A 25,014-nucleotide genomic window follows, 5' to 3' on the forward strand; every position below is an offset into this window, starting at 1 on the left:
GTATTAAGCTTTTACAATATTAATGATTACCTCAACAGCTTTTTCCATGCTTTCCAGTGCCACATATTCGTACGGTCCGTGGAAGTTCATTCCTCCGGCAAAGATATTTGGACAAGGCAGTCCCATATAGGATAGCTGAGCTCCGTCTGTCCCTCCTCTGATAGCTTTGATCTTAGGCTCAATATCAGCTTCTTTCATCGCTTTGGCAGCAAGGTCAATGATGTGCATTTTCCCTTCAAACTGCTGCTTCATGTTACGGTACTGTTCTTTGATTTCTACCTCAGCCGTTCCTTCACCATGTTTTTGATTGAATTCAGCGACTTTTTCTTCCATGAATTTCTTTCTGGCCTCATATTTTTCTTCATCATGATCACGAATGATGTATTGAAGTTTAGCCTCAGAAATATCAGCAGTGATATCCATTAAGTGATAAAAACCGTCAAAACCTTTAGTGGTAGCCGGAGTTTCATTGGCAGGAAGCAACTGTATAAATTCAGCAGCCAAAAGCCCTGCATTGATCATTTTTCCATAAGCATAACCAGGATGAACACTCAGTCCGTGGATTTTTACTACAGCTCCTGCTGCATTAAAGTTTTCGTATTCCAGTTCTCCAACTTCACTTCCATCCATCGTATAAGCCCATTCTGCACCGAATTTAGCTACGTCGAATTTGTGAGCGCCTCTTCCGATTTCTTCATCCGGCGTAAATCCTACGGCAATTCTTCCGTGCTTGATTTCCGGGTGAGCGATAAGGTATTCAGCAGCTGTTACAATTTCTGCACAACCTGCTTTATCATCAGCTCCAAGAAGGGTATTTCCGTCTGTAGTAATAAGCGTTTGTCCGATATATTTTTTTAAGCTTTCGAATTTTGAAGAAGACAGGGTGAATCCTGTAGTTTCATTTAAAAGAAGATCACCTCCGTCATAGTTTTCCCAAATCTGAGGTTTTACATTTTCCCCGCTGAAATCCGGAGACGTATCATAATGTGAAATAAATCCTATGGTAGGCGTGTTGTCATTGTCAAGGTTAGAAGGAACATATCCCATAATATACCCGTTGTCATCAATGGAAACATCTGCCAGGCCGATCGTTTTCAGTTCCTCTGCAATATACTTTGCAATGTCCCACTGTCGCGGGGTAGAAGGGGTTGCTTCGCTTTCCGCATCACTGGTTGAATATATTTTTACATAGGCGAGAAAACGGTTCAGTAATTTCTCTTTCCACAATGGATTGAATTCTATTATACTCATCGATCATAAATTTCCAACAAATATACAATGTAAATTTTTCAAAACTGAACTTTGAGGGATATTTTCAGGACGTTAACGAGATTGATTTTTTTAATCTCAATCCGCAATTTCGATAATCAAATAAATTGTTATAACTTGCATCAATTATGATGTCCAAACGTTGCAAATATGCTTTGAAAGCGATGGTTAGATTGGCAAGAAACTACAACCAGGGATTTTTGTCAACAGCCGTTATTGCACAGGATGAAAATATTTCCAAAAAATTTTTAGAGCAGATTCTTCTCGAACTGAAAAGAGCGAAATTGGTCAACAGCAAACAGGGAAATGCCGGAGGATATTATTTACTGAAGTCTCCCGATGATGTTTCATTGGCGGATATCTACCGGATTTTCGAAGGCCCGATTGCTTTAACACCCTGTATTTCATTGAATTTCTACGAACCTTGCGACGACTGTGTCGATGAGGCTACCTGTTATCTCAGAAATGAACTGATGATCGTAAGAGAAAAAACAAGAAAAAGCATGATGGAGGCGACTCTTACTTCCTTTATAAAAAACAGTTGAAATTTTTTTTAATTTTTATATCCTACTAATTTGGTAGGATAAATAGGATTTATATATATTTGCAGGAGTTAATTTCAATTCAACATGGAAAATACCCTGAAAATAGAATTCAATCAATTACTGGAAAAGGCCTCTTCAGGTGCTTTTAATGATGGTTTTTTAGAAATTCTTGCCAACAGGTTTCCTAGTGAAGTCATTTTTTCTACCAGCTTCAGCTATGAAGATCAGGTAGTGACTCATCTGATAAAAAACCTGAATATTGATATTTTCACACTGGATACGGGACGACTTTTTGAGCAGACTTATGAAACGTGGACTTCATCCAGAGCGTTCTTCAAAAAAAATATTAAAGCCTATTATCCGGATCCGGAATCACTGCAGCAATTTGTTTCAGAAAACGGACCGGATTCCTTTTATCAATCTGTAGAAAAGAGGAAAGCCTGCTGTAATATCCGAAAGGTTATTCCTTTGAAAAAAGCACTTCAGGGATATAAAGTCTGGATCACAGGTTTAAGGTCTGAACATTCCGCAGGCAGAAAAGAAATGCCACAGCTGGAATGGGACCCGGATCACCAAATTATCAAGTTTCATCCCATCCTTCACTGGACCACAGAACAGGTGACAGACTATGTAAAAAAGCATCACCTTCCTTATAACCATCTTCACAAAAAAGGATTTGTAAGCATCGGATGTGAACCCTGCACCAGAGCGATCAAAGAAGGGGAAGATTTCAGAGCCGGCCGATGGTGGTGGGAAGATGCTGATAAAAAAGAATGCGGCTTACATGTTCATCAATAAAAAAATAAAATATGTCATTATATCATTTGAATTATTTAGATCAGTTAGAAGCTGAGTCCATCTACATTTTAAGGGAAGTGGCGGGACAGTTTGAGCGTCCGGCTTTACTGTTCAGCGGCGGAAAAGACAGCATTGTGTTGGCTCATTTAGCTGCCAAAGCATTTCCTCACGGAAAAATACCTTTCACTTTTGTTCATGTGGATACAGGACACAATTTTCAGGAAGTGTTAGATTTCAGAGATCAGCTGACCACAGAGATCAATGTGGATCTGGTGGTAAGAAAAGTGGAAGACACCATTCATAAAAGAAAACTGACGGAACCCAAAGGGAAATTCCCCAGCAGAAACTGGCTGCAGACCTTCACCCTTCTTGATACGATTGAGGAATTCGAGTTTGATGCATGCATCGGTGGAGCAAGAAGAGATGAGGAAAAAGCCAGAGCCAAGGAAAGGATATTCTCTGTCCGCGATGAGTTTGGCCAATGGGATCCTAAACTTCAGCGACCGGAGCTGTGGAATATTTTCAATGGAAAAATTCAGAAAGGTGAAAATGTAAGGGTATTCCCCATCAGCAACTGGACAGAACTTGATATCTGGAACTACATCCGGAGAGAAAATATAAACCTGCCATCCATTTACTTTTCGCATGAAAGAGAAGTAGTAGATCTCAACGGACAGTGGATTGCGAATTCTGAGTTTGCAGTTCTGGAAGAAAGTGACACCATTACCACCAAAAGAATACGCTACCGTACCGTAGGAGATATGACCTGTACCGCAGCAGTAGAATCAGAGGCCGCTACAATAGACACAGTGATTGAAGAAATTGTAGCCACCAGAATCTCAGAAAGAGGAGAGACGAGAATTGATGACCGGGTAACGGAGGCAGCTATGGAAGACCGGAAAAAAGGAGGATACTTTTAATAGGTAATGAGCAATAAGTAATTAGCAATCATAAAGAGTGGAAAATAGTACTAAGGATACATTGCTTATTACTCATCATTAATCATTTATAACAAAAAGCTCGTGGATATATTAAGATTTATAACAGCAGGAAGCGTAGATGACGGGAAAAGCACCCTCATCGGCAGACTGCTTTACGATAGCAAAAGTATTTTACAGGATCAGCTGGAAGTACTTGAAAAACATTCTAAAAACAAAAATGAAGACGGTGTAGATCTGGCTCTTTTGACGGATGGACTTCGTGCAGAAAGAGAACAGGGAATCACCATTGATGTAGCTTACCGATATTTCTCGACGTCAAAAAGAAAATTTATTATCGCGGATGCTCCGGGGCATGTTCAGTATACCAGAAATATGATCACAGGAGCTTCCAACTCTGATTTGATGGTGATTCTGATCGATGCCAGAAAGGGAGTTATTGAACAGACCAGAAGACATTCCATTATCGCTTCGTTACTTAAATTGAAAAAGGTAGCTGTTGCAATCAATAAAATGGATATGGTGGACTATTCGGAAGAAGTTTTTGAAACCATTAAAGCAGATTATTCAAAGATTGCAGAAGGCTTAGGCTTAAACGATGTGACCTATTTCCCGATTTCCGCACTGAAAGGAGATAATATTGTTTCCCTTTCATCCATTACAGACTGGTATCAGGGAAGTTCACTGCTCGATTATCTGGAAGAAGTACAGCTTGATGAAGTACACAACAGCGGCAGCCGTTTCCAGGTGCAGTATGTGATTCGCCCTCAGACAGAAGAGCTTCACGATTACCGTGGATATGCGGGACAGATCATCAGCGGAAGTTTTAAGAAAGGAGATAAAATAGCAATACTTCCTGTAGGAATTATTACTGAAATAGCAACCATAGAAGTGAATGGAGCTGAGGTTCAGGAAGCTTTTGAAGGGCAACCGGCTGTGATACAGATTACTGAAGACATCGATGTCAGCCGTGGAGATTTCTTTACATCTGCAGAAGAACTGCCTCATGTTGAAAAAGAAGTGGAAGTATTATTGTGCTGGCTCGATCATAAAAGTCTGCAACCGGGTAATAAATACCTGATACAGCATCACAGCAGACAGTTGAAAGCAGTGGTAAAACAGGTAGACTACAAGATCAATGTCAATACATTGGAGCAGGAAGATTCAGAAGGAGAAATAAAGCTTAACGAGATCGCGAAAGTGACCATAAAGACCGCACAGCCTTTGGTTTTTGATGATTTTATAAGCAATAAAAAAACGGGATCGGCTATTTTGGTTGATGAAACCTCCAATGCTACCGTTGCGGCATGTATAATTCAGTAAGATATGAAGGTTTCAGAGCATTTTATTAGGAATATCCTTGAAAAAAAACAGAGCGGTTCACATGGATTCTTTGATAAGACTAAGATGGAAAATTTTGTCACAGACCTGTACAATGTGCTCTTTCTTCCTGGAGAAATCAATACGGAAAGTCAGCTTCATGACAGGTTTGAAGATTTGCAGAAAATTCTTTTGGATCTGATAAAAAATGCTTCGGACGATGAGGTTTTTGCTAAAAAAAAGACGGACGATTTTTTTCTTGCATTACCTGATATCTACAGCGCTCTGATTCTGGATGCCGAATCTATTTTAGAATTTGATCCCGCTACAGAATCTCTGGAAGAAATACTCCTTTCATATCCGGGCTTTTTTGCCACATATGTGTACAGGATCTCCCACCAGCTATGGATTCAAAAGGTGAAAATTCTGCCCCGTGTGATCTCAGAATATGCCCACAGCAAAACCGGAATAGACATCCATCCGGGTGCAGTTATTGGAAAATATTTCTTTATCGACCATGGAACCGGAATCGTGATCGGAGAAACGACAGAGATCGGAAACCATGTGAAACTGTATCAAGGAGTAACACTCGGAGCCTTAAATGTTTCAAAGGACAAAGCCAATGAAAAAAGGCATCCCAATATCGAAGACCATGTCATTATTTATTCCGGAGCCACGATTTTGGGCGGGAACACAACCATAGGCAGAGACAGCATCATCGGAGGAAACGTATGGATCACACAAAACGTTCCTTCCGGCTCTCTGGTCTATCATAAAAGTGAAATAAAAATAAAAGATAACGGAACCCTTCCCGAATCTTTAACATTTGTGATATAAAACAACAAAAAACAATATAAAATTGAATCGGTATGAAATTCCAAAACACACTAGAAACCATCGGAAATACCCCGGTCGTAAAAATTAATAAGCTTTTCGATACCGGACATGAAGTCTGGATCAAACTGGAAAAAGCCAATCCCGGAGGAAGCATCAAAGACAGAATTGCTTTATCCATGATAGAAGATGCTGAAGCTAAAGGATTGCTGAACGAAAATAGTGTCATTATAGAACCTACAAGTGGAAATACAGGCATCGGACTTGCCCTTGTAGCTGCTGTAAAAAACTATAAGCTTATTCTGGTGATGCCCGAAAGCATGAGTTTGGAACGCCGGAAAATTATGGAATCTTACGGAGCGGAATTCGTTCTGACTCCAAGAGAAAAAGGAATGAAAGGAGCCATTGAAAAAGCAGAAGAACTGGGAAAAGAAACTCCCAATTCATGGATCCCAAGACAGTTTGACAATCCTGCTAATGTTAAAGTTCATGTTGAAACTACTGCTCAGGAAATTCTGAAAGACTTTCCGGAAGGACTGGACTACCTGATCACAGGGGTAGGAACCGGCGGCCATATCACGGGACTTGCACAGGTATTAAAACAGAAATTCCCCAACATCAAAGTGATTGCTGTAGAACCTGAATTATCTCCTGTTCTTAGTGGAGGAGCTCCGGCACCGCATCCGCTTCAGGGCTTGGGAGCAGGATTTGTTCCATCAATCCTGGATACAGGACTGCTGGATGAAATTGTACAGATCAATAAAGACGAAGCTTTTGAATTCACTAAAGAAGCCGCCAAAAAAGAAGGACTTTTCGTAGGGATTTCTACAGGAGCGGCTTTGGCTGCAGTGGCTAAAAAACTTCCTCAGATCCCTATAGGATCCACTGTACTCACCGTGAATTATGACACGGGCGAAAGATATCTGTCCATCGAAGGACTTTTCTAGATAACATCCATAAGAAAATTTAAAATGAAAAAACTGAATACGACACCAAAGGTTTACCTTGTGGGTGCAGGACCCGGCGACCCTGATCTGATCACTGTAAAGGCCGTAAAAGCCATTGCTTCAGCAGATATCATCTTGTGTGATCGTCTCGTAAGTCCTGAAATAATAGACCGTTATGCGAATAAGAATACCGAAATCATCTACGTCGGAAAAGAATGCAGTAAAAATGCCTCTACGCCTCAGACCCATATCAATACCCTGATTGTAGAGTATGCTTTACAGGGGAAAACTGTAGTAAGACTCAAAGGAGGAGACATCTCCTTTTTTTCCAATGTTTTAGATGAATTAAAAGCGTTGAAAGAACATCATATAGCTTATGAAATCATCCCTGGAATCACTGCCGCATCCGGAGCAGCGGCCTACGCAGGAATACCGTTAACAGCCAGAGGATATGCGACATCCGTCCGATTTCTGACTTATTATAAAAAAGAAATTCTCAGTGATACCTACTGGAAAGAGCTTGGAACATCCGATGACACGCTTGTCTTTTATATGTCTAAAGGAAATCTGAACAGCTTGGTAGAGAAATTCCTGGCTTTAGGCAAAACGGAAGATAAAAAAATTGCCATCATAGAACAGGCGACCACGCCTTATCAGAAAGTCTACACCTCTTCTCTGGAAGATTTTCAGCAAAACTTTGGAAATAAAGACTTTGTATCTCCGTCATTGGTAGTGATAGGAAAAGTGGTGAATCTGCATGAAGAATTTTCGTGGCTGGAATCTTCTATACAGGAAGGGATTTACTTTAAATCTGTAACCAACGGAACCTTAGTGTCAAACCATCAAAATATACTGGAATATGCTGTCTGAAACTAAATTAAAAGCCCTTAAAGAAATATCAGGTGATTTTTCAAGAGATGAAGCGGTTTGGGCCAGTGGTTTTCTCGCAGGAATTGCCGGAATATCTGCTGCCGGACAACATCAGATTATGTCGGACATTAATACCGATTTAGTTTCTCCAAAGAAAATTACCCTTGCCTATGGCACTGAAACTGGAAACAGCAAGAAACTCGCAGTAGAACTTGCTGGAGTGATCAAGAAAAAAGGGGTTCAGGTAAAACTGGTTGACCTTTCCCAGTACAAACCGAAAGATCTTGCAAAAGAAGATTTGTTCTTCATCATTATCAGTACTCAGGGAGAAGGGGATCCACCGATTCTTGCCAGAAAATTTTATGATCATCTTCACGAAAATGATTTGGATATCAGTCATCTGAAATTTGGAATACTTGCCTTGGGAGATAGTAGTTATCCCCTGTTCTGCAAAACAGGCGAGGACATTGATTCCCGTTTTGAAGTACTGGGAGCTCAGAGAATAATTCCTCTTAAAAAATGTGATGTCGATTATGAACAGGATGCGTATAGCTGGACAGAACACATTCTTGATACGGTTAATAAAACAGCAGAAGGCAGCCAGAAAAGCGTGGTTACCACAAAAACATCAACAGCAAGAAAAAAATACCGGGGAAAAATTTCAACCATCATCAATCTCAATGATAGAGATTCAGACAAAGAAACCTACCATATAGAAATAGAAACCGAAGAACCTTTGGTGTATAGCCCCGGTGATGCATTGGGAGTGATAGCTTTTAATAAAAAAGAGGAAGTAGAAGAAATTATTAGCTTAACCGGAATTGATCCCGAAAAGCAGATTAAAACAGTGAAATTGACGGCCGGAGCAGAAGAACTGCTTTATAAATATCTTAATATCAGCTATCTGCTTAAAACAACAGTCGCTCAATATGCGCAGATCACAGGCCACGCTATTCCCGAAGTACGATTAAGTCTTCTCGATTTGCTGAGAATTTATCCTGTAAAAAGTGCAGATGAATTTGAACAGTTTATCCCTGCTCTAACAGGTCAGTCACCACGTTTGTATTCTGTTTCTTCCTCACTGGAAGCCCATGGAGACAGCGAAATTCATATCACCGTCGCTAAATCAGAATTTTTCATCAATGATAAAAAGCAGAACGGACTGTGCAGTGGTTTTCTGGCAGAATTTAAAGAAGGTGAAGATATCGAATTTTATATTCAGGAAGCCAAACATTTCAGACTTCCCAAGCCGGAAAAAGATATCATAATGATTGGTCCGGGAACGGGTATTGCGCCTTTCAGGTCTTTTCTCTACGAAAGAGATGCTCTGGGAGGAGAGGGCAGAAACTGGCTCTTTTTCGGAGACCGGACTTTCGTTTCAGACTTTCTTTACCAGGCCGAACTTCAGGATTTTCTAAAAACAGGGACTTTGACCCATCTCGATCTTGCCTTTTCCAGAGACACCGCCGAAAAAGTATATGTTCAGCACAAACTGGAGCAAAAAGCACAGGAAGTCTTCCATTGGCTTGAGGCAGGAGCGTCTCTTTACGTTTGCGGAGCCAGAGAACCCATGAGTAAAGACGTTGAAAAAACCATTCTGAATATCATTCAGGATAAGGGAAAACACAGCCCGGAAGAGGCTCAGAATTATCTCGAAGAACTGGAACTCAACGGGAGATATGTTAAAGATGTGTATTAAATCATAAATGGATACGATATGACAGATAAGAATAACCTTTCGCCGGTAGAAAGGATAAAAACCGGCAGCAATGGGCTCAGAGGAACCTTAAAGGAAAGCCTTTTGGACGATTTTACCGGAGCCATCAGAGAAGATGACCAGACCCTCATCAAATTCCATGGAATGTACCAGCAGGATGACCGGGACAGACGGGAAGAAAGAGTCGCTAAGAAACTGGAGTGGCTGTATTCCTATATGATCAGGCTAAGGCTTCCGGGAGGATTTTTAACTTCTGAGCAATGGGCGGGACTTCATGAAATTGCTGAAAACCATTCCACAGGTGTGATTAAAATTACGACCCGCCAGACCATTCAGTTGCATGGGATTTTAAAATCGCATGTGAGACCTACGATTCAGAATTTCAACTTACAACATCTCGATTCTATTGCGGCATGCGGTGATGTGAACCGAAATGTAACCTGTACTTCAAATCCTTCCGAGTCGCAATTACATCAGGTGGTGTATGAACTGGCAGGGAAAATCAGTGAGATGTGTCTTCCGAAAACAAAATCCTATTATGATCTGTGGATCGATGATGAATTGTTAATCGACAGAAAAACAGAGGAAGATCCTTTGTATCAGGACAGATACCTGCCTAGAAAACTGAAAATCGGGATTGCGATTCCTCCCAACAATGATGTGGATGTTTTCATAAATGATATTGCGGTGATTGCCATCGTTGAAGAAGATAGAATCGTAGGTTACAATATTGCTGCAGGAGGAGGACTTGGTGCGACTCATGGAAACGATGCGACTTATGCACGTCTGGCTTCTCTTTTAGGTTTTGTGGATTCAGAAGAAAAGCTTCTGAAGGCAGTCTATGAAATTATCACCGTACAGCGTGATTTTGGGAACAGAAGCGACAGAAAATTATCAAGATTAAAATATACAATCGATAAACTGGGCATCGAAGGCTATAGAAACGAGGTCGAAAAAAGATGCGGTTTTGCCTTAGAACCTGCCCGGGAATTTAAGTTTGAACAGAGAAAAGACCGTTACGGCTGGACTCAAAATCATGAAGGGAAATGGTTTTACACCTTATTTGTAGAGCACGGAAGAGTTCTGGATACAGAGGACTATCCTTTAAAATCCGGGTTGTTGAAAATTGCAGAGACAGGAAATGTGAATTTCCGGTTCACCTGTAATCAGAATCTGATTCTTTCGGATATCCGTGAAGAGAATAAAGCAGAAATTGAAGATCTCCTTAAAGAACACTGGATTTCAGTTTATACGGAAGAAGCCAGCGCATTGCGTAAAAACTCTGTGGCTTGTGTTGCACTGAACACCTGTTCACTGGCTTTGGCGGAAGGTCAGCGCTACCTGCCTGTTTTAGTCACGAAAATAGAACCTATCCTTGAAAAATACGGACTTCAAAACGAAGATATCACCATCAGAATGACGGGATGTCCAAACGGCTGCGGAAGATCACCCAATGCCGAAATAGGATTTGTAGGAACGGCTTACGGAAAATACAATCTTCACATCGGAGGTGACAGGCTTGGAATGCGCCTCAATACAAAATTCAAAGAAAACATCGGCGAAGAAGAAATCCTTCAAACCCTGGATGAACTTTTCGGAATCTACTTGGAAGGAAGATATTCGGAGGAAACCTTCGGTGACTTCTCTTACCGCTATTTACAAACTCAAAAATAAAAATATGATCAACCTTCTTTACCGGCAGAAAAGTGCCAGAAAACACTACCATCATCTTTTAGGGATCCGAATGTGTATGTGCTGTTCATTAATTGACGACGCATAAATCATTTTTAACCCTAAAATTTTAAACAAGTGAAATCTATATCCCACCAATATCTTAAGCAGAGAATAAGCCTGATCTTATTCCTGACCCTTTCTTTTACTGCCGTTTTAAAGGCACAGCAGCTTATCGAAATAAGCGGAATCATTAAACACACAGATACCCATAAAGGGATTGCCGGAGTCCAGATCCAGGTAGAGCATACCCAAGATACGGCAGTAACCGATCAGGAAGGGAATTTTAACCTGAGAACAAGAGTGAAAATCCCTTTCAGAATCGTGGTGACTAAAGAAGGATTTGCAGCTCATACTGCTGAAATACTTTCATTGTCCAGTAAAATTGCCATCGAATTAAATCCGCAGAACACCATCATCAATGAAGTGGTTATCTCAGCTTCCCGTGTTCCGGAAAAAATTCTGAGATCACCGATTGCGATTGAAAAAATTGATATTAAAACCATCCGGGAAAGTCCCGCAGCGTCATTCTATGAAACCTTAGAGAATGTGAAGGGATTACAGCTTTTAACCTCAAGTCTTACTTTAAAAGTTCCCAATTCCCGAGGATTCAATTCTCCGAATAACTTCCGGTTCATGCAGCTGGTGGATGGAGTAGATGTACAGTCTGCCACGCTCGGTGTTCCGCTGGGAAATGCCATAGGTCCCACAGAGCTGGATATCCAGTCCATGGAGATTACGCCCGGAGCTGCTTCTGCGCTGTATGGAATGAATGCGGTCAACGGATTGGCGAGTCTTCAGACCAAAGATCCGTTTACTTCGGAAGGCGTAAGTCTTTACTTCAGAGGCGGAGTGAATCATGTAGATAACGTGAATCACAAAACGGCTGCTCTAGGCGAAAGTGCAGTCAGAATTGCAAAAGTCATCAATAAAAATTTTGCTGTAAAGGTCAATGCTTCCTATTTCAGCGGTGTAGATTGGATCTCGGATAACCGAACAGATCAAAATCCCAATTCATTCATTACCGCCAATCCCAATTTTTCACTCACTAATAATCCGGCGGAAGATCTCTGGAACAAATACGGTGACGAAAGAAACAACAGAACATCGGTAAAAGTGAATTATAATGGAAAGCCAACCACTTTCAACGTGTCAAGAACAGGCTATTACGAAAAGGATCTGATAAGTCCTGAAGTGAAGAATATAAAGTTTGATGCAGGATTATACTACCGCTTCGGAGACCAGTGGAGAACGTCATATGTCTACCGTTACGGATTGCTGGATGGCACTTTTCAGCGGGGAAACAAGATCCGACTTCAGAATGCAACGGTTCAGAACCATAAAGTCGAGCTGACAGGTAAAGAATTGACATTCAGAGCCTATATGTCCATAGAGAATACTGGAGATTCTTATAATCTGAAGCCGTTGGCTGATAATCTGGATCTTACGAATCTTTCCAATACCAACTGGAAGAATATCTTTCAGACGGCTTTGCAGGACAGACTTAATTCGGGGATCAATCTGAATGATGCCTTTATTCTGGCGCGGCAGGAAGCAGATAAAAACCGTGTAGTTCCGGGAACAGCAGCATTTGAGCAGTTAAAAAACACCATTGTCGGCATTAATAACTGGGATTCAGCGAATTCCGGAATTGCAGGAGCACCCGCCACCGGAGGCGCAAAACTTGAACAGAAATCCCGTTTTTATCAGGGCGAAATTACTTACGATTTTACCCGATTTGTAAAGGTTTTCAGTCTTCTCGCAGGAGCAGATTACCGTCTTTACAGCATCACGCCTGACGGAAATAATTTTGTTGATTTTGAAAGACCGGTCAGCGAAAGAAATATCCCTTTATCTGACGGAACATTCGGGAACAATGTTATTTATCAGAAATACGGTGCATTTGTCCAGCTTACCAAACTTTTTTTCCAGGACAAATTAAAAGTGAATCTGGCCCTTCGTGCAGACAGAAACCCAGAGTTTGACACAAAATTAAATCCGAGACTGAGCGTGGTTTATTCTCCGGTTAATGAGCATAATTTCAGGGCCTCTTTCCAAAACGGTTACCGTTTTCCTTCTTTATTTGAAGCATTGTCATTCGTTAATAACGGAAATGTAAGAAGAGTAGGCGGGCTCACAAAGGCTAACGATGGACTCGGTTATCTTGAAAATTCCTACACGCTGGCTTCTATAGATCAGTTTATTTCCGCCGTGAATAAAGACGTAGATGCAGGCGGAAACCAGAATCAGTCTGCATTGAAAAGCAGAAATATTCTGACCGCCGCCAATCTGCCGAAATTACAGCCGGAAAAGGTGACGTCTTTTGAAGTAGGCTACAAATCTGCTTTATTCAACAGCAGACTTGTCATCGACTGGGATTTCTATTACAATATCTATGAAGGTTTTCTGGGACAGGTGGAAGTGGCAGTGCCCAAAAATGAAAATATCGGAAGCGATAATGCTGTGTTAGCGATGCTGGACAGAAGTAAGCAGGACCGATACAGGGTTTATACCAACAGTACCAGTAAATACAAAAGTTTTGGAACGTCATTGGGAATTCGTTATAACCTCGTGAGAAATTATAATGTCAATGTAAACGTGTCCTATAACGACCTTATTTCAACCAATACTTCAGATCTTTTTATTACGGCTTTTAATACCCCTAAATGGGCTGTCAATCTAAGCGTTGGAAACAGAGAAATTATAAAAAACATCGGATTTACGGTGGCTGCAAGATGGCAGGACAGTTTCTTATGGGAGAGTCCTTTAGCGTCCGGAAATATTCCGTCCTATTATACCATTGATGCTCAGGCGACATGGAGAATTCCTGAAATAAAAGCGAGTGTTAAAATTGGAGCGACCAATCTTCTTAACCGACGATATCTTCAATATGCCGCAGGACCTGAAATCGGAGGGCTGTATTATCTGGCATTCACCTATGATCTAAAACTTTAAATATGATGAGTAACTCTTTATATCCCATATTCTTAAAGCTCGAGGAATTATCACTGCTCATCATTGGTGGTGGAAATATTGCTCTGGAAAAACTGCAGTCCGTTTTGGCCAATTCTCCCGGGGCACAGATTAAGCTGGTCGCAAAAGAAATTAGTGATCAGGTAAAGGAACTCAAGCAGAATTATCCCAATCTAACCCTGCATGAAAGATCGTATACAGATAATGATTTTAACAGTGCAGATTTGGCTATTGTAGCCGTTAATGATATTATCCTGGCCGAGCAGATCCGCAGCAGGGCCCATCAGAATAATACATTGGTGAATATTGCTGATAAACCAGGTTTGTGTGATTTCTATCTGGGTTCAATTGTCAGAAAGGGAGATCTTAAAATTGCCGTTTCAACCAATGGAAAATCTCCGACAGTGGCCAAACGGTTACGGGAGATTTTAACAGAAACCATTCCTGATGAAGAAATGGAAGGCTTGCTGGACAATATGCAAAACATCCGCAATCAGTTAAAAGGTGATTTCACTTACAAAGTCAAAGAACTGAACCGGCTGACCACGGATTATTTAGGTGAAAAAACCATTCAGCCTGAAGAAACAAAGCTGGAAATGGAAAAACTGATCAACATCACCAAAACAGTACAGAGGAGAGCGAATATCTATCTCGGAATTATAGGCGTTTTCATACTTATTGCGGTATTGGCCCTGATCATTTTTCAGTTCAATCTGTCCGGAGATATTCAAAATTTCCTGAGTCAGGACGGGCATATTTTTTACTGGATGCTGCTGGCCGGTTTTCTGGCTGAAGTCGTTGCCGGATCCATGGGAATGGGATACGGAGTGATCTGTACCACCATTCTCCTGCTTCTGAATATTCCGCCGCCGATAGTGAGTGCGAGTATTCATTCTGCGGAATCTTTTACATCGGCTGCCGGAAGTATCAGCCATTACAAATTGGGAAATGTCAATAAAAAAATGGTCTGGATCTTATTTCCTGTGGCGGCTGTGGGAGCTTTTATCGGGGCATTTGCACTCTCTCATTTCGGAGAGAAGTATGCTCACATTGTAAAGCCGGTCATCGCCTGCTATACCTTGTATTTAGGGATCAATATTCTTAGAAATGCGTTTAAGGGAAAGGATAGAAGAACAGGAAAAAGCATACGGAAAAAAAGAACCAATCTCAGAGTATTGGGATTGGTTGGCGGATTTATTGATTCTTTTGCAGGAGGCGGCTGGGGACCGCTGGTTACCGGAACCTTGATCAAAGAGGGAAGAACGCCGCGGTATGTAGTGGGGAGCTCGACCCTGGCTAAATTTTTACTGACTGTTGTAAGCGCTCTAACCTTTATTTTCACCATCGGAATCCATCACTGGAACATTGTGCTGGGGCTTCTGCTTGGAGGGGTTTTTACGGCTCCTTTCTCAGCGATGTTTACTTCACGGCTTCCTGCTAAAAAAATGTTTGCCATCGTAGGGGTGGTGGTGATTGTGATGAGCTTAATTACGATTGTAAGGTCGTTAATGTAACCAGCTTCCGGATCTAGGTTTGAGAGATGGAGAGTTTGAGGGTTTGAAAAGTGATGAACTTTATGATGTGGGTTTCGGGTTGTCTGAAATCTGGTGTCTGATGTCTCATTTTACTAAAATTCACCATTCACTTGCATAGCAAAATTGACCATTGACATTCCTCAATCTCAACCTTAACCGAAAGCCTGATGTCTTGTGTCTGACATCTAGCATCTGAAATTCCGGCTCTTGCATAGCTTATCAGGTGCCGCATATCAGTTATCGAAATTTTAAATCGGATATAAATATTTGAAAATCAAAATAATGTTAGATTTGTATGTGCCGTATATAAACTTGTTTAGTTTTATTATATTTGAGAAAATCAAAAAGTTAAAATGTTTCTTACTGAATGTCCTAGAGATGCCATGCAGGGTTGGGGAGAATTTATCCCTACCGGCAAAAAAATAGATTACATCAACTCTCTGATGGAGGTTGGCTTTGATGTATTGGACTGTCTGAGTTTTGTTTCCCCTAAAGCAATTCCGCAGATGGCTGATTCTGATGAGGTGGCCAAAAATATTGATAAATCCCTGTCTGATACAAAGGTTTCCGCAATCATCGGAAATTATCGCGGTGCTGAAAAAGCATTAAAACATCAGACTGTAGATATTTTAGGGTTTCCGTTCTCTATTTCGGAAACATTCCAGCACAGAAATACCAACAAAAACCAGGAAGAGGCTTTTGATGAGATCATTAAAATGCTTGAACTGGTTAAAAGTGAAGGAAAACAGCTGAATATCTATTTCTCCATGGCTTTTGGAAATCCGTATGGCGAAATGTGGAAGTGGGAAGATGTAGATTTTTGGGCCAAAAGATTTTCAGAGATCGGAATCAAAGATGTTCTTCTGTCTGATACGACAGGGGTTGCCACTCCTGAAACGATTGCGCTTTTATTCGAAAAAATTCCGTCAAAATACCCTGAAATCAATTTTGGAGGGCATTTCCATAACCGTTATGAAGATTCTTACTCAAAACTGAAAGCCGCTTACGATAAAGGCTGCAGAAGATTCGACAGTGCCATCAAAGGAATCGGAGGCTGTCCAATGGCCAAAGATGATCTGGTAGGAAATATGCCTACGGAACAGGTCATCAATTTTATGAGCGTAGAAAAAGCAGAACACAAACTGAATCTTCTGAATTTTGAAAGCTCATATAATAAAGCGAAGGATATTTTTCATTTTTAAATAATGGAAAGGATATATATTGTAGCTCTGTTTCTTATTTCAACAATTTGTTTTGCGCAAAAGGTTGATAAGCTTTTTAATGAAGAAAAATATGCAGAATTAACCGCTTTAGAAAAAGAAAGTAACAGTTTTACGAATCGCGAACTTTATTATTTAGGCTTTGCTTTTTTTAGACAGGAAAATGATATAAAAGCGGTTGAGTATTACGATAAAGCATTGGAAAAAGGATTTGACAATCCGGTAATTTTTTTTCAGAAGGGATTGTCTGAACTGTTTCTTGAGAAATATGATGATGCACTTGTTGATTTTAATATTGCAATTTCTAAACATCCTACGGCTGAATTTTATATTGAAAAAGCCCGTGTTTACCGTATAACCAACGATGTCATAAATGAGGAAAAAACATATGCCGAAGGACTTTTGAAATCACTAAAACAAGATGACAATTGGTACCTTCAGCTTATAAAGGATGCAGGTAATTTTTATTATGCGCAGACAAAAGATTTTTCAAAGTCTGAAAAGATCTATGCTGATGGTATTTTAAAATTTCCGCAAAATTATGAGTTGTATGAAAAGAGGATAAAGGCTTTGAACGCAGAAGATAAATTTATCGAAGCAGATCGGATTTTCGAGCAAATGAAAGATCTGTACTCTAAAAAACTTCTTTCAGAAGACTACATGAAATTTAAAAATGTGCCTGTGGATGAGTTTTCCTGGAATGGGCAGTGGATTAATATTCACAAATCTTTTGATAAACCCAAAGAATTGCTTGACAGTCTTTATAAAGTTTATTTAATAGATAAAACCGGAAAAAAAATAGAACGTAAGTTTAATATAGAGAAAACACTTCAGATTGAAAAGACAGATTCTGAATTTGTAATTTGTGAAGAATCCCAAGGTGGTCATACAACTTATCCTATTGGTTTCAAAAATGGAAACTTTACCATTAAGGAACTTAGACAGCAGATTGTAAAAATCCTGGACGGTAAAAAGAAATAACTTAAAATATCAATAGGAGCGGGTTAAAACCCGCTTTCCTGTATCAAAACGCATTTGGCTTTAGCTAAACCTATCATTTTAACCCCAAAATCACCAACAATGTCACCCATCATCTCATCATCCGAATTAAGAAACCTTTCAGCAGAAAACCTCATCCTCCTTGATGCCAGAGTAGGAAAAGACGTCCATCAAACTTATCTGGAAAAACACATCAAAGGAGCCCGTTTCATAGACTTGGATAAAGATCTGGCTGAGATTGGGGAAGATGCGGCTTTTGGAGGGAGACATCCGCTTCCGGACATCACAAAATTTGCTGAAACGCTTTCAAATCTTGGTGTTTCGGAAGATGCTCATGTCGTGATATATGATGATAAAAACGGAGCCAATGCAGCAGCAAGAGCCTGGTGGATGCTGAAGTCTTTCGGTTTACAAAATGTTCAGGTTCTGGATGGAGGATTCCAGGCTGCTGAGAAAAACGGACTAGAATTTTCGTCAGGCGAGGAAACCTTTGAGAAATCTTCGGTTATTAAAAAAGAAGATTGGCTTCTTCCGGTTAAAGCTTTGGAAACTATTGAAAATGAACTTTTAAGCCATTCTTCAACGGTGGTGGATGTACGAGATGCTTACCGTTATAATGGTGAATCTGAACCGATTGATCTCGTAGCCGGACATATTCCTGGAGCCATTAATATTCCTTTTTCTGAAAACCTGGATGAGAACGGAAACTTCCTGAAATCTGAAATTTTAAAACAAAAATATACAGAACTTTTAAAAGATAAACCTCAGCATCTTATCATCCATTGCGGATCCGGTGTGACGGCGTGTCATACTATTTTAGCCCTGAATTATGCAGGTTTTCCTATCCCGGATCTTTATGTAGGCTCGTGGAGCGAATGGAGCAGGAGAGAAGGAAAGGAGATTGCAAGAGAAGTTTAAAGACAGGAAGCGGGAGGCTGGAAGTTACTGACGGGCCTATTATTTCTGGCAGCTTGATTTTAAAAGGCTTCTCATTTATTGAATAACTTTTTTGCTCTCACAGATCATACAGATTGAGCAGATTAAAGAAGTAAAAATCTGCGTCATTTGATTCATCTGAGTGAAATTTTAAAACACGTGATGTGTAGCCATTTCTTTCATCAGAATCAATGAAATTGCGTCCCTATATAAAACATTACAAAAAAAACATATTTATATAAAAACAGAAAGCCCGGAAATTTTCCGGGTTTTGTATTATTTGATGTAAAAGTTTTATGTAGCAAAAGAGTGATTTTATGAGCTCTAAAAGCTTCCAACCTCCCGCTTCCATGTTCCTTCCTTCATTTTAAAGCATTCCTAATTCGAACTTCGCTTCTTCACTCATCATATCCTTGTTCCAGCTAGGCTCAAAAGTAAGCTCCAAATCTACGCTTTTCACGCCTTCCACTTCTCCTACCTTGTCTTTTACTTCCTGTGGCAGGGATTCTGCAACCGGACAGTTCGGGGTAGTAAGGGTCATGATAATTTTTACATCGCCATCTTCGGAGATCTGTACATCATATATGAGGCCTAATTCGTAAATATCTACCGGAATTTCTGGGTCGTATACGGATTTTAAGACCTTAATGATTTCCTCACCAATGTCAGCAATTTGATCGTCTGTAAATTTCATTTTTTAATCTAGATTGATATTCCTTTTCAACAAATCTTCCTGGCGCATTCGCCGGAAAACATTTGCCAAAGTTAAGACATCTTTTTCACAATAGTCAACAATTCGCTGCAAGTCTTTCTCTATGTAGTAGATTGATGAAACCATTGAACCGTCTATATCATCTTTAGGGGTGGGAATTCCGAAGACATGAGCCAGTAATTCCAGGGATACAAAACTTTTATAGTCCCCAAATTTCCAGAGCTCCATGGTATCGATATGCGGGATTTCCCAGGGCTTTTTCCCAAACATCTGAAACGGAACCGGAGGCTGCATCCCATTGATTAGGAAACGTCTGGCGATCCATGGAAAATCAAATTCTTTTCCGTTGTGGGCACAAAGAATGATATTGTTCAGTCTTGGACTGTTGAAGAGCTCTCCGAATTCCTGAAGCATTTTTTTCTCATCATGACCCGAAAAGCTTTTAATTTTTAAAGTCTCATTCTTTTCTACCATTCCGATGGTGATGCAGATGATCTTTCCGAACTCGGCCATAATACCTGCCCGGTCATAAAATTCTGCAGCGGTCACCTCATCTTTTCTCTGAAATCTGGTTTTCTTGTCCCAAAGTTTCTGTTCGGTTTCAGGAAGTTCCTCCCACGAACCGGATCCCGGAACGGTCTCAATATCAAGGAATAAAACTTTTTCTAATGGAATGTGCTGTATCATATGTGTTTGTGTTTTTATCCTACCTGCATTCCGTTTTTTACCGGAAGTGATGGTGCTAAAAGGGTAACATCTTTCTTATCTTCTCCATAAACGCCCAGTACCAGACATTCACTGAAGAAATTAGCGATCTGTTTTCTGGGGAAATTCACGACAGCCATCACCTGCTTTCCTATCAGTTCTTCTTTCTGATAAAGGGAGGTAATCTGAGCCGAAGACTGTTTAATGCCAAGATCTCCGAAATCGATTTCCAGTTGATAAGAAGGGTTTCTTGCTTTTTCAAAATCATTGGCGGAAACAATTGTTCCGCATCTTATATCTATTTTCTCAAAATCTGTCCAGGATATTTCCGGTTTTATCGTCATGATAATGAATGGATTAAATGTTCTACTTCTGTTTTTCCTTCTGCATATTTGTGTTGCAGTTCTGATCCTTCGCCCATCCTTCTGTAATATTCCAGCGCTTTGTTTCCAAAGAATTTTTTGTGAAAATCCGAGACTTCCGGCACCTGTGGAAAAACCTTATGGAAAAGCATTTCATAGTACGCCTGAAATTCCCGCTCATTTTTATCTTCAATGACATGTCCGGGGGCTTTCTGCCGTACATGAAGCATTTCGTGGGCGACCATATTCAATACGAGGTTCAGATCAAAATCAAATAAATTCCTAGGGATCATTACTTTCTGAGGGCCTCCCAATTCTCCTTCAGCCGTTAAAAGCATAGAAGTTGGGGAAAGTTCTTCTCTAAAACCAAAGCCGGCAAAGTTTTCATGTTCCAGTTCAAAAGAATGGATTAAAAATTTCGCCGCATCCAGTATTTGGTCGTGTTCTTTATAAGCCTCAAGATGTAAATTGATCTGCTCGAAATTCATTCAGAATATGTTTTAAACAAATGTATTAAAATATTTGAAGTGCTACTTTCTTAAAAATAGAATTTTAGATAGGTTTATTCTATCTATAATTACAAAAGAAGCAGATAGTCTCAAAAAAGATAGTCTTAAATTCCCTAGGAGGTCTTTCTCGAACAAATACCAGTGATCGCAAAAATTATCCCAGCTGGTCACACTGATCTCTCTTCTATTTCTAAAAAGTTTTTAAAAACGATCAATTTTGTAGTGTTGATTGTAATTCTCTTTTCGTATTGTCTACCTATTTCCCAAAAATGAACAATTTTAAGTAATTAATGTGCTCTTATTCTGAATCTAATAAGTATATCACCTTTTGTTAGAGAACTTTTTGACGATAAATTATCACCTATTTTAATTAAGAATCCTAAATTACTAACATTGATTTTTTTATTTAAAATCCCTTTATTTATCAAGTATTTAGGTCTATTTTGGTGTAAGAAAAATTAATTATAAAACATAAGTGTTTAATAAGTTTATCTTTTGTTTACGTTGTTTTTTTTATAGTTGTTTAATTATAAGTGTACAATTACATTTATTTAGGCTTTATAAACGTGTTTAACCTACTAACAGAGCAAGTTTCATGTAAATGTGGAAAACTTTTAAGGGTAAAATTCTATCAATTCGTATTTACCTCTTTCTAAATCAGTTCTTTTTTTCGACCTTTGTAACAAATAAACTCGAGATTGAGCTCTCGAGTTTACAATTTTCCAAAATGGATTTTTTTAAATCTTTAGTAGAACTTCTAGTGGTTCTTATTAATTTTTACTCAGCGCTTGCAACGCTTTTTAAGAAAAGCAAATAAGAATACGTTCTAATTAAAAGCCTCCTTTTTGGAGGTTTTTTTAATTTTGTTCCACTATATATTTTATATATGTTAGAACAAAATCTTCTACAAATGTATTTCAAAAATCTGACGTTTCCTCATCTGTTTCCAAATTTTTTATTGTAAAATTTAGTTAAATTTAATCTTTACTATAACACTATTTTCTGGAAATCCTTTATTGACAGGTGTTTTTGTGCACAAATTATGCATAAAATATTCTCAAAATATTTATAAAAAAGTTATCCACAGGGATGCTTTGACTATCTGAAAATATCCCATATTTTTATTTTAATATGTTTAATATTTATTTTTTTTTACCTAGCTTTTTTAGTGTAACAGATCTTTTTGAGCTAATGTTGTAACCTTGCAAAAGTATCTTAAATCAATGATTCACAACTTTTTTATTGACTATTTGAGATTTTTGTAAGTAATCTTCTAAAAAAGTAAAATATAGATTTAGGGAAGCGAATGTATAATTAAATAAAATTAGAGTTATGAGTAGACAAATTAAAAACCTGAGTTTACAACCAAAGATTATAATAAGTATAGTTTTAATTATAGCAGCTCTTTTAATTTTTGCTATATCACAAAACAGGTATGTAGAATTTGAAATAACTAATCATTTAAAATTTAAGGCTACTGATTAAGTATCTATGAATATACAGATGTAATTTTTACGTTAGATCTTAAATTGCCTGGAGAACTTTCTGGAATAAATACCGGTGATAGCAAAAATTATGAACAGCTGTCCCCGCTAATAACTCTCCATTATCCAGAACTCGAAGAGATGAATAATATTGCTAAAGAAAATAGGATCTCATAATCACTCTCTGAGCTCTAAAAAAGTTTTTAAAAACGTTTAATAAAAGAGCCCAACATAAAGTCAGGCTCTTCGTATTAAAAAAAAAATTGGTTAAGGATGTTCGTTTCGGGCTTTGATCACGAGATTCACGAGATCTGAACCGCCACTTGCAAAGTTTTCACTTGGGTTGTGAGCACTTTGGGTAGCTACAGCGTAAGGAATACCATCCCAGTATCCCCAGAAAGGACCTCCGCTTTGTCCCGGCCAGATATCTGCTTTATGGCTCATACTTTCATTGTCATCAGCACTCCAGAAATCACCGTCTAAAGCAATGTCTGTTTGATAAGTAGGTCGCTGTCCTCCGGTTAAATCTCCTGGATAACCGGCATGAGTCCAATAGGGTTTCCCGTCCCATGCGTCAGTGTAGGATTTTGCGCCCATCCAGCCTATGTTGTCTCCAATACGTCGGTCCAGAACAATCACTACGTAGTCATATTGAATTTCTGTAGAATCGATGGTAGGTCCGGCTACTTTATATTTGTAATAAGTCAATGTTCCCCATGCGCTTCCGTATGGAGCACTTCCGTTATAATACATTGGAGTAAATTTTAACCAGCCAGTGCTGTTATTAGGCTTCCAGTCTACGATATGAGCGCAGGTAAGAAGATGTCTCGGACCGATCATCACTCCGCTTCCTGAGCCTAATGCGCTTTCCACTTTTCCTACGCATCGCCAAGGATAAGCAGTAGAATTATATACTTTTCTCTGATCAGGACCGAATATAGTTTTTACCCCTTCTGTGGTTAGGAAAGATTCTCTTTCTATGAATTTTGGTTTACGGTCTTTTTTGGCTTCCAGTTTGGGCTGGTATTCAAAATCTGAATGGGTAGGATAGAAGTGATCGGTTTCTTGGACTTTTACTTCTGCTGCTTTTTCATTGGCAGGCATTCCTATACTTTTCATTCCCTTTGGATAAGATCTCCCGTCAATGGTTTCCATTTCGGGACCTTGGCTGGCTTGTTTTTCGGCATTGGCCAATTTTTCAGATGATTTTGCTTTAACGGTTTTAAGTCTTGATACTTCTTCCGCCGTCATAGGTTGATTACTTTCAGTTTTAGACATGATGATTTGGTTTTTAATTTATTTTTCCTACTCTTTGGATGGCTTTTCGGACTCCGCCGGTGATTTTTATGAGAATATTTTTTGAGAAAATTCTGCAGTGATGCTTTCTGTTTGGTTGATTTGTGCGGCGCCCATAGCAGCTAAGGCCATCGCAATCTGTTTGTCAAGTGTTTTTCTGACGATATTACCGTTGGTGGCACGTAAAATCTTACAGAAATGATAGGTGAAATAGCCTCGTATCTGTCCACTCATATTTCCTTCCATAGAGACCTGATTGTCTTTGGATGCAGCCCATAACGTATGATTCATACCGGCAACGGGTACCAGAGCTTTAGTCATGGTCGTCGCTTTTTTTGAACTTTTGGAGGATTGCAATTCGCTGGCGTAGGTCATATAAAATTCATCTTCCAGCATAGGCGGAATGAAACGGGGTGCTTCATAAGAGAGTTCCAGATCCAGTCCGAGATCCATTTTTCTGGTTCCGGTTCCTGAATGACAGCAGTCGAAAATAACTTCCAGATTGACCCCTGCTTTCAGTTTACTGAGTACCGCTTTAAAATCATCATCACGGATGACTCCGGCAGTCGAATAATCGTGTGGACAAATCGCTTCATCCAGTCCGTCTATTTCCAGATCTGCCCCGATATTGGCGACTCTTGTTCCGTGTCCGGAATAATAGAAGACCAGTGAATCTCCTTTTACACTGCTGTTCACCAATGTTTTAAGGTAGTTTAGTATATTGGCTCTTTTGGCATTTTGATTGGTGAGAATTTTAATATTGGCCGGAGCAAATCCGCAAATTACCAAAGTGTTAGCCATATCTCTGGCATCATTTACACAACCGTTTAAGTCCGGTCCTCCTGATCCTATAGGTGCATAGTCATTGATTCCTACGACGAGTGCTTTTTTCATTTCGATTAGTTTTTAAAATTTTCCCTACTCTGTTTCGGCTTTTCGGGTTCGGCCTTCATGGATTAGTTTTACAGGACAAAATTCCGTAATTCAACAGAGCGAAAACAGAGGGAAAGAACTGATTGTGTGGTAGGTAAAACACCTTTTTTGTTGTACTGAAATGGTTTTTTAACCACGGATTGCACAGATTGACACAAATGACTGCGTTGAGGATTCTGGTATTTGGAGAATAAAAATTCAGTTTAACGCAAAGGATGAGGAAGGCAAAGAGTTCGACTTCGTCGCTGATGAAGCGTGTGGATAAAACGTCCGCTTAGTCGAATCAATGAAATTGATTCCTTCTTTGCTCAACTTACGCTATACGGCATTAAAATGGAACTTTGCGTGAAAAACAGGCGTGTTTTTTTTAATTGAATTGTT

The 25,014-nt window shown here is 39.5% G+C and carries 21 protein-coding genes; 14 read left to right on the forward strand and 7 right to left on the reverse strand.

Features of this window, described 5'->3' with window-relative positions; all coding sequences use genetic code 11:
* Positions 1-3: 3 nt before the first annotated feature.
* Complete coding sequence (gene pepT / locus LC419_RS16860) at positions 4-1,251, reverse strand: peptidase T (RefSeq protein WP_223608455.1); 1,248 nt, start codon at positions 1,249-1,251, stop codon at positions 4-6.
* A 146-nt stretch (positions 1,252-1,397) separates the two neighbouring features.
* On the opposite strand from pepT, the gene LC419_RS16865 reads away from it, so the two are divergent.
* The 14 genes from LC419_RS16865 to LC419_RS16930 all read left to right on the forward strand — a co-directional run bounded on the left by LC419_RS16865 (position 1,398) and on the right by LC419_RS16930 (position 18,614).
* A complete protein-coding gene (locus LC419_RS16865; protein WP_090026215.1) occupies positions 1,398-1,814 on the forward strand; it encodes an Rrf2 family transcriptional regulator in 417 nt (138 codons plus the stop codon).
* Positions 1,815-1,898: 84 nt separating this feature from the next.
* On the forward strand, positions 1,899-2,612 hold the full coding sequence (locus LC419_RS16870; protein WP_223608456.1) for a phosphoadenylyl-sulfate reductase: 714 nt from the start codon (positions 1,899-1,901) through the stop codon (positions 2,610-2,612).
* Positions 2,613-2,623: 11 nt separating this feature from the next.
* The gene (gene cysD / locus LC419_RS16875) at positions 2,624-3,532 is read left to right on the forward strand and encodes a sulfate adenylyltransferase subunit CysD (RefSeq protein WP_223608457.1); all 909 of its coding nucleotides are present in this window, start codon (positions 2,624-2,626) and stop codon (positions 3,530-3,532) included.
* 102 nt (positions 3,533-3,634) lie between these two features.
* On the forward strand, positions 3,635-4,873 hold the full coding sequence (locus LC419_RS16880; RefSeq protein ID WP_223608458.1) for a GTP-binding protein: 1,239 nt from the start codon (positions 3,635-3,637) through the stop codon (positions 4,871-4,873).
* Positions 4,874-4,876: 3 nt separating this feature from the next.
* Complete coding sequence (epsC, locus tag LC419_RS16885; protein ID WP_223608459.1) at positions 4,877-5,707, forward strand: serine O-acetyltransferase EpsC; 831 nt, start codon at positions 4,877-4,879, stop codon at positions 5,705-5,707.
* A 32-nt stretch (positions 5,708-5,739) separates the two neighbouring features.
* Entirely contained in the window at positions 5,740-6,651 is a 912-nt protein-coding gene (gene cysK, locus LC419_RS16890) for a cysteine synthase A (protein WP_223608460.1), read from the forward strand.
* A gap of 24 nt (positions 6,652-6,675) precedes the next feature.
* On the forward strand, positions 6,676-7,521 hold the full coding sequence (gene cobA, locus LC419_RS16895) for a uroporphyrinogen-III C-methyltransferase (protein ID WP_223608461.1): 846 nt from the start codon (positions 6,676-6,678) through the stop codon (positions 7,519-7,521).
* Entirely contained in the window at positions 7,511-9,220 is a 1,710-nt protein-coding gene (locus tag LC419_RS16900; RefSeq protein WP_223608462.1) for a sulfite reductase flavoprotein subunit alpha, read from the forward strand. The genes cobA and LC419_RS16900 overlap by 11 nt, the downstream gene beginning before the upstream one ends.
* An 18-nt stretch (positions 9,221-9,238) precedes the next feature.
* Positions 9,239-10,912, forward strand: a complete 1,674-nt coding sequence (locus LC419_RS16905) for an NADPH-dependent assimilatory sulfite reductase hemoprotein subunit (RefSeq protein ID WP_223608463.1) — start codon at positions 9,239-9,241, stop codon at positions 10,910-10,912.
* Positions 10,913-11,047: 135 nt separating this feature from the next.
* On the forward strand, positions 11,048-13,924 hold the full coding sequence (locus tag LC419_RS16910; protein WP_223608464.1) for a TonB-dependent receptor: 2,877 nt from the start codon (positions 11,048-11,050) through the stop codon (positions 13,922-13,924).
* Positions 13,925-13,926: 2 nt separating this feature from the next.
* Positions 13,927-15,456 (forward strand): TSUP family transporter, encoded by a 1,530-nt coding sequence (locus LC419_RS16915; protein WP_223608465.1) that lies wholly within the window; start codon positions 13,927-13,929, stop codon positions 15,454-15,456.
* A gap of 374 nt (positions 15,457-15,830) precedes the next feature.
* Positions 15,831-16,679: a hydroxymethylglutaryl-CoA lyase gene (locus LC419_RS16920; protein WP_223608466.1), complete on the forward strand. Its 849-nt coding sequence runs from the start codon at positions 15,831-15,833 to the stop codon at positions 16,677-16,679.
* A gap of 3 nt (positions 16,680-16,682) precedes the next feature.
* Positions 16,683-17,678 (forward strand): tetratricopeptide repeat protein, encoded by a 996-nt coding sequence (locus tag LC419_RS16925; protein WP_223608467.1) that lies wholly within the window; start codon positions 16,683-16,685, stop codon positions 17,676-17,678.
* A 99-nt stretch (positions 17,679-17,777) separates the two neighbouring features.
* Positions 17,778-18,614: a sulfurtransferase gene (locus LC419_RS16930; RefSeq protein ID WP_223608468.1), complete on the forward strand. Its 837-nt coding sequence runs from the start codon at positions 17,778-17,780 to the stop codon at positions 18,612-18,614.
* A gap of 385 nt (positions 18,615-18,999) precedes the next feature.
* On the opposite strand, the gene LC419_RS16935 is transcribed toward LC419_RS16930, so the two are convergent.
* From LC419_RS16935 to LC419_RS16960, 6 genes are all read right to left on the reverse strand, one after another.
* Positions 19,000-19,326 (reverse strand): SUF system Fe-S cluster assembly protein, encoded by a 327-nt coding sequence (locus LC419_RS16935; protein WP_034701028.1) that lies wholly within the window; start codon positions 19,324-19,326, stop codon positions 19,000-19,002.
* 3 nt (positions 19,327-19,329) lie between these two features.
* On the reverse strand, positions 19,330-20,031 hold the full coding sequence (locus LC419_RS16940; protein WP_223608469.1) for a 3'-5' exonuclease: 702 nt from the start codon (positions 20,029-20,031) through the stop codon (positions 19,330-19,332).
* A gap of 14 nt (positions 20,032-20,045) precedes the next feature.
* Positions 20,046-20,393, reverse strand: coding sequence for a tRNA-binding protein (locus tag LC419_RS16945; RefSeq protein ID WP_223608470.1), 348 nt, complete (start codon positions 20,391-20,393; stop codon positions 20,046-20,048).
* Positions 20,390-20,899 carry a hypothetical protein gene (locus LC419_RS16950; protein ID WP_223608471.1) on the reverse strand — a complete coding sequence of 170 codons (510 nt, stop codon included), beginning with the start codon at positions 20,897-20,899 and terminating at the stop codon, positions 20,390-20,392. Before LC419_RS16950 ends, LC419_RS16945 begins: the two co-directional genes overlap by 4 nt.
* Before the next feature lie 1,772 nt (positions 20,900-22,671).
* Positions 22,672-23,682 (reverse strand): serine protease, encoded by a 1,011-nt coding sequence (locus tag LC419_RS16955; protein WP_223608472.1) that lies wholly within the window; start codon positions 23,680-23,682, stop codon positions 22,672-22,674.
* A gap of 66 nt (positions 23,683-23,748) precedes the next feature.
* Positions 23,749-24,594: a caspase family protein gene (locus LC419_RS16960; protein ID WP_223608473.1), complete on the reverse strand. Its 846-nt coding sequence runs from the start codon at positions 24,592-24,594 to the stop codon at positions 23,749-23,751.
* Between the last annotated feature and the right edge of the window lie 420 nt (positions 24,595-25,014).

This window comes from Chryseobacterium sp. OSA05B, from assembly GCF_019970065.1.
Lineage (GTDB): Bacteria > Bacteroidota > Bacteroidia > Flavobacteriales > Weeksellaceae > Chryseobacterium.

Coding starts and splice junctions, on each gene's coding strand:
- pepT (WP_223608455.1), bottom strand. CDS start 1,251: ATGAGTATAATAGAATTCAATCCATTGTGGAAAGAGAAATTACTGAAC.
- LC419_RS16865 (WP_090026215.1), top strand. CDS start 1,398: ATGATGTCCAAACGTTGCAAATATGCTTTGAAAGCGATGGTTAGATTG.
- LC419_RS16870 (WP_223608456.1), top strand. CDS start 1,899: ATGGAAAATACCCTGAAAATAGAATTCAATCAATTACTGGAAAAGGCC.
- cysD (WP_223608457.1), top strand. CDS start 2,624: ATGTCATTATATCATTTGAATTATTTAGATCAGTTAGAAGCTGAGTCC.
- epsC (WP_223608459.1), top strand. CDS start 4,877: ATGAAGGTTTCAGAGCATTTTATTAGGAATATCCTTGAAAAAAAACAG.
- cysK (WP_223608460.1), top strand. CDS start 5,740: ATGAAATTCCAAAACACACTAGAAACCATCGGAAATACCCCGGTCGTA.
- cobA (WP_223608461.1), top strand. CDS start 6,676: ATGAAAAAACTGAATACGACACCAAAGGTTTACCTTGTGGGTGCAGGA.
- LC419_RS16900 (WP_223608462.1), top strand. CDS start 7,511: ATGCTGTCTGAAACTAAATTAAAAGCCCTTAAAGAAATATCAGGTGAT.
- LC419_RS16905 (WP_223608463.1), top strand. CDS start 9,239: ATGACAGATAAGAATAACCTTTCGCCGGTAGAAAGGATAAAAACCGGC.
- LC419_RS16915 (WP_223608465.1), top strand. CDS start 13,927: ATGATGAGTAACTCTTTATATCCCATATTCTTAAAGCTCGAGGAATTA.
- LC419_RS16920 (WP_223608466.1), top strand. CDS start 15,831: ATGTTTCTTACTGAATGTCCTAGAGATGCCATGCAGGGTTGGGGAGAA.
- LC419_RS16925 (WP_223608467.1), top strand. CDS start 16,683: ATGGAAAGGATATATATTGTAGCTCTGTTTCTTATTTCAACAATTTGT.
- LC419_RS16930 (WP_223608468.1), top strand. CDS start 17,778: ATGTCACCCATCATCTCATCATCCGAATTAAGAAACCTTTCAGCAGAA.
- LC419_RS16935 (WP_034701028.1), bottom strand. CDS start 19,326: ATGAAATTTACAGACGATCAAATTGCTGACATTGGTGAGGAAATCATT.
- LC419_RS16940 (WP_223608469.1), bottom strand. CDS start 20,031: ATGATACAGCACATTCCATTAGAAAAAGTTTTATTCCTTGATATTGAG.
- LC419_RS16945 (WP_223608470.1), bottom strand. CDS start 20,393: ATGACGATAAAACCGGAAATATCCTGGACAGATTTTGAGAAAATAGAT.
- LC419_RS16950 (WP_223608471.1), bottom strand. CDS start 20,899: ATGAATTTCGAGCAGATCAATTTACATCTTGAGGCTTATAAAGAACAC.
- LC419_RS16955 (WP_223608472.1), bottom strand. CDS start 23,682: ATGTCTAAAACTGAAAGTAATCAACCTATGACGGCGGAAGAAGTATCA.
- LC419_RS16960 (WP_223608473.1), bottom strand. CDS start 24,594: ATGAAAAAAGCACTCGTCGTAGGAATCAATGACTATGCACCTATAGGA.